This window comes from Endozoicomonas sp. ALE010, assembly GCF_049310165.1.
Lineage (GTDB): Bacteria > Pseudomonadota > Gammaproteobacteria > Pseudomonadales > Endozoicomonadaceae > Endozoicomonas.
In genome coordinates this window covers 1-3861 of sequence record NZ_JBLYNV010000143.1, presented here as the reverse complement: position 1 = coordinate 3861, position 3861 = coordinate 1, and the positions used below count along the sequence as shown (strand labels likewise).

At 45.7% G+C, this 3861-nt stretch carries 5 protein-coding genes; 2 read left to right on the top strand and 3 right to left on the bottom strand.

Features of this window, described 5'->3' with window-relative positions:
• A partial coding sequence (locus ACO6UY_RS24140; protein ID WP_422491586.1) for a class I SAM-dependent methyltransferase occupies positions 1-897 on the top strand: 897 nt, incomplete at its 5' end.
• Between the two features lie 258 nt (positions 898-1155).
• On the opposite strand, the gene ACO6UY_RS24135 is transcribed toward ACO6UY_RS24140, so the two are convergent.
• Together ACO6UY_RS24135 and ACO6UY_RS24130 are read right to left on the bottom strand one after the other, a co-directional pair.
• Positions 1156-2208: an IS91 family transposase gene (locus tag ACO6UY_RS24135; RefSeq protein WP_422491584.1), complete on the bottom strand. Its 1053-nt coding sequence runs from the start codon at positions 2206-2208 to the stop codon at positions 1156-1158.
• Positions 2209-2221: 13 nt separating this feature from the next.
• Positions 2222-2644, bottom strand: a complete 423-nt coding sequence (locus ACO6UY_RS24130) for a site-specific integrase (RefSeq protein ID WP_422491582.1) — start codon at positions 2642-2644, stop codon at positions 2222-2224.
• Positions 2645-2904: 260 nt separating this feature from the next.
• Between ACO6UY_RS24130 and ACO6UY_RS24125 the strand changes: the two genes are divergently transcribed.
• Positions 2905-3255, top strand: a complete 351-nt coding sequence (locus ACO6UY_RS24125) for a hypothetical protein (protein WP_422491581.1) — start codon at positions 2905-2907, stop codon at positions 3253-3255.
• Between the two features lie 86 nt (positions 3256-3341).
• On the opposite strand, the gene ACO6UY_RS24120 is transcribed toward ACO6UY_RS24125, so the two are convergent.
• Positions 3342-3861, bottom strand: a 520-nt coding sequence (locus ACO6UY_RS24120; protein ID WP_422491579.1) for a group II intron maturase-specific domain-containing protein, incomplete at its 5' end; no start/stop codon positions are given.

The following is a 3861-nucleotide window of genomic DNA, read 5'->3' as shown; positions in this document are numbered from 1 at the left end:
CGTCTTTACCGCCAGTCAGATGTAGGTTCTCCCACAGGGGACTTTCACCCCATCAGTTCATGCCCATGCCGGGCGTACCAAAAAATTCCAGGGGACGCCTACGGCGCCCCTGAATTTGGCGTTATGCGCACCATAGGAGAGAGTTCAGTGTCCCAAAAGTGGAATTCTAAAAAATATTCAAAAGATGCTTCATTTGTCTCAGAGCTTGGCTTTCCTGTAGTTGATCTACTGGCCCCCAAAAATGGTGAAATAATATTAGATCTTGGCTGTGGTGATGGAACCTTAGCAAAAAAACTAGAATCATTTGGCTGTGAAGTTATTGGGGTTGATTTTAGTGAGTCAATGGTTTCATCAGCAAAAGAAAAAGGTATTGAAGCATATTGTCTAAGCGGTGAAAAACTAAAATTCAGAGAACATTTTGACGCTGTATTCAGTAATGCGGCTCTTCATTGGATGACAGATTATGACTCTGTTCTAAATGGTGTTTTTAGTGCTCTGAAGTCAAATGGCCGATTTATCGGTGAGTTTGGCGGCATTGGTAACATAAAAACTATAACTGATGCGATTGATTACGTATTCAAAAGCAATCCTAAACTTGGTTGTTACCAATCACCTTGGTTCTTTCCATCAGATAAGCAATATCAGAAAATACTAGAAAGAAATGGTTTTATCGTAGATTCAATTGAGTTGATCGAAAGGCCAACACCACTAGTTTCAGGTATAAGAGAATGGCTTGACATATTTGCCGAACATACCACATCTTCAATGAGTACCTCCTCAAAGAACGAATTTTTGAACCAAATAGAGGCACTGGTAAAGCCTAAACTTTATACAAAAGAAAACGGCTGGGTAGCTGACTATGTACGTTTAAGGTTTTCTGCCCATAAAAGCGCATAACGAATAAGGATAGATTGCGCCCAGCCGCAATCTTATCCTGTTGTTGCACAAGCCCGGGTTGAATTCTGGCGAGGAAGGTCTATTGAAGTTTACTTTTCTGGCGGATCTTGAATCAGAGCGTTTTTTCAGAACACTATTTATTCAGGATGAGTGTCTCCCGACCACTGCATTACGGTAGTCCGGGGTATGTCATATCTGTCTGGCTGAGCTTACTTTTTCTCCCTGTTTGTGAATGGCGGTATTTGTTGCTGTGGCAACTCAGGTCGGTTTCAGGAAGCTGAACGCAATGTGCTTCATCGCTGCGCCGCAATGCCTGCATTTGAATTGCGGACGAATCACGGGTTCTACTGCTTTGACCATGACGTGTAAAACCAGTTGCACCAGTGATAATTGTTTTTTGGCGTTGCTGTGTAAAAATCCATAATCCCGCGATCGTCGAAATCGCCTGGGTAATACATGTTTCAGTACCAGCCACAGGAAATCTTCCCCAGGCAGGGTTCGCGTCTCTTTTTTGCCGGTTTCACTGTTGAGGTAAGAGAAGGTCACCTTTCCCCGTTTGCTGGCCAGGATATTGTTGTCGCTGATCACGCCCCGGTACAAATACCGGGATAGATATTCAAGTGCCGGTAATCCTTTGCCCACCCGTTTGCAATTGACGACCCACTCTTTGGGCAGCCTTGTTTTCAGGCTTAGTGATAGTAGTCCCTGTTCGTCCAGGGCGCGAAGGAGTTTTGCTCGAAAGACCATGGCCAGGTTCTTGCCATTGAAAAGATAGTGACCTGTGAGTTTGCGCCACTCTTTTCGTCGGGTATTGATGCCACCACCGGGCACGACAAAGTGTATATGGGGATGGTAATCCAGCCGTCGGCTGTGGGTGTGCATGACGCCGGTCATTCCCAGGTCAGCATCCAGTTTTTTGTCATTGGCTCCAAACTGTTTCAGGGTATCAGCCGCTGTTCTGAACAGTAAATCGTACACCTGTCGTTGATGTTGCCAAGCCAGAGCCCGCAGTTGCGCTGGTAAGGTGAAGGTCACCATAAAGTATTCAACGGGCAACAGTTTCTGTCTTTGCCGTTGCAACCATTCGCTGGTATCGGTGTTCTGACAGCGATTGCAGTGACGATGTCCACAGGACAGTGGTTTTTGTTCCCGGAGTTGGCAGCCGTTGCATTCCAGCAGCGTCATGCCTGAAGCCGGGGTTCGACAACCCCGTATGGCGTTGAGCGCCTTGAGTTGTCTGGGTAGAAGACGTTGACTGTATTTCTCCAGGAAACGGTCGGCATATTGATCGGCTATATCGGAGAGGTTCATTAGTCGTCTCCTTTCAAACCCAGCTCATCAATCTGTAAAGGGTCAGAAGAATGGTGTAATAGCGCAGCTTCCGCGCCTTATTGAGCAGTAACTCAATTTCAGTGGTGGTCAGGATGACCGGAAGGCTTTTAACGGTGGGTGGTTTAATGATGTCCACAAACTGCCAGGGTTTTCCCAGTACGTGTTTACAGAAAAACTGCAGCCCATTGCGGTCGGTTTTGACCGTGCTCCATGAGTGGGATTCCACCAGTGCCGCAAAGTAGGTTTTCAGGTCATCGGGTTTGAGCGTGTCGGGGCAACGATCAAAGAAGGCTGCCACCCGTCGTAGTGGCCTGCTGTAGAGATCAATGGTGGATGGGCTTTTGCCCTGGAGTTTCAGGGTAGTGAGGTGTTTTTGATACAGTTTGTCAAACCGTTTTTGTTCAGAACGTTCCATGTTGCTTCCTTATATAAGCCGCGCCCGAGTGGTACGGATATCAGGAAGTATTGGCAATGGTGGGGTGGCTGGAATGAACGGTATTTTTTGCCGCGTTAGCGGCTTGGTTCAACTACTTGATCATGCGATTTGTCCTATGATCCATATATGAAAAGTACTCTAGGTCTAAGGAGACCTTGTAGCTCTTGAGAAGAATATGATTTAAAGTGAACTGGTAGTTATGATAAATTTCTTAAATAGTGTACTAAAGGGAATTAGGTATGTATAAAGCAATTCAATGTATATTTCTTTCTGCTTTCATATTTGTCTTAAGTGGATGTACAAATACACATGAAAAAACAGAAACTACAAAATTAGCTAATAGCTCATCCTTAGAAGCTGGGTTAAGTTGTGATTGTGATTATAGGGGAAAAGGTGCATTTAAAGGCGGTGGCTGTAAAATTGTAGACCCAGCTCCTGATAATACCGCTTGTTATTGCAAGTACAAAGGAGCATGGACTTGTGGTGGCTCCGTAGCTGTGTGTGAAGACCCCAATTCAGAAGCATGTAAACATCCATCAAGAAATAAAGCGTCTTGTGAACAAGGCGGTGGAGATTGTGGTGGTTACTAATACCTAATCGCACTTAAATCGGGTAAGGGCTGGTCTTTCTCCAACCCTCCCCACAGCACCCGGCATGCGGGTCTGCACCGGGCGGTTCAACGATGATGGTGAAACCTGACCCATAAGTCTTTCAATGAAACAAGCCCAACTTTCGCGAGGTAATTGTTATTCAGTGCCTGTTGTACCGCATAAGTTTTACTCAGACGGTAATACCCTTTGCTGCTGGCTGCGATTGCGATCTTGGCAGCGTTCACTTTATCAACGCCTAACCTGACCAGATTTTTAAAACGGGTTTTCGGCTTGCGCCATTGCTTCAGAAAACAGCAACGGATTCGCCGACGTATCCATTGATCCAGCAGGGGAATTGATCGGTAATATTCCGATAACCGGAAATACCCCATCCAACCCCGGATATATTGTGCCAATTTGCGTAACCGATGTTGCATTGAGACACCCCAGCGACGACTGGTCAACTTGAGTATCCTGTATTTGAACCGGTCCAGACACTTCTGGGCCCAGCGAATTTTCTTCCCTGTGAAGGTGAAACTCAGGAATTCGCTTTCTGTTGCTTTCACAACTTTACTTTTCCGGGAGTTAATCTTCAGTTTCAATTTG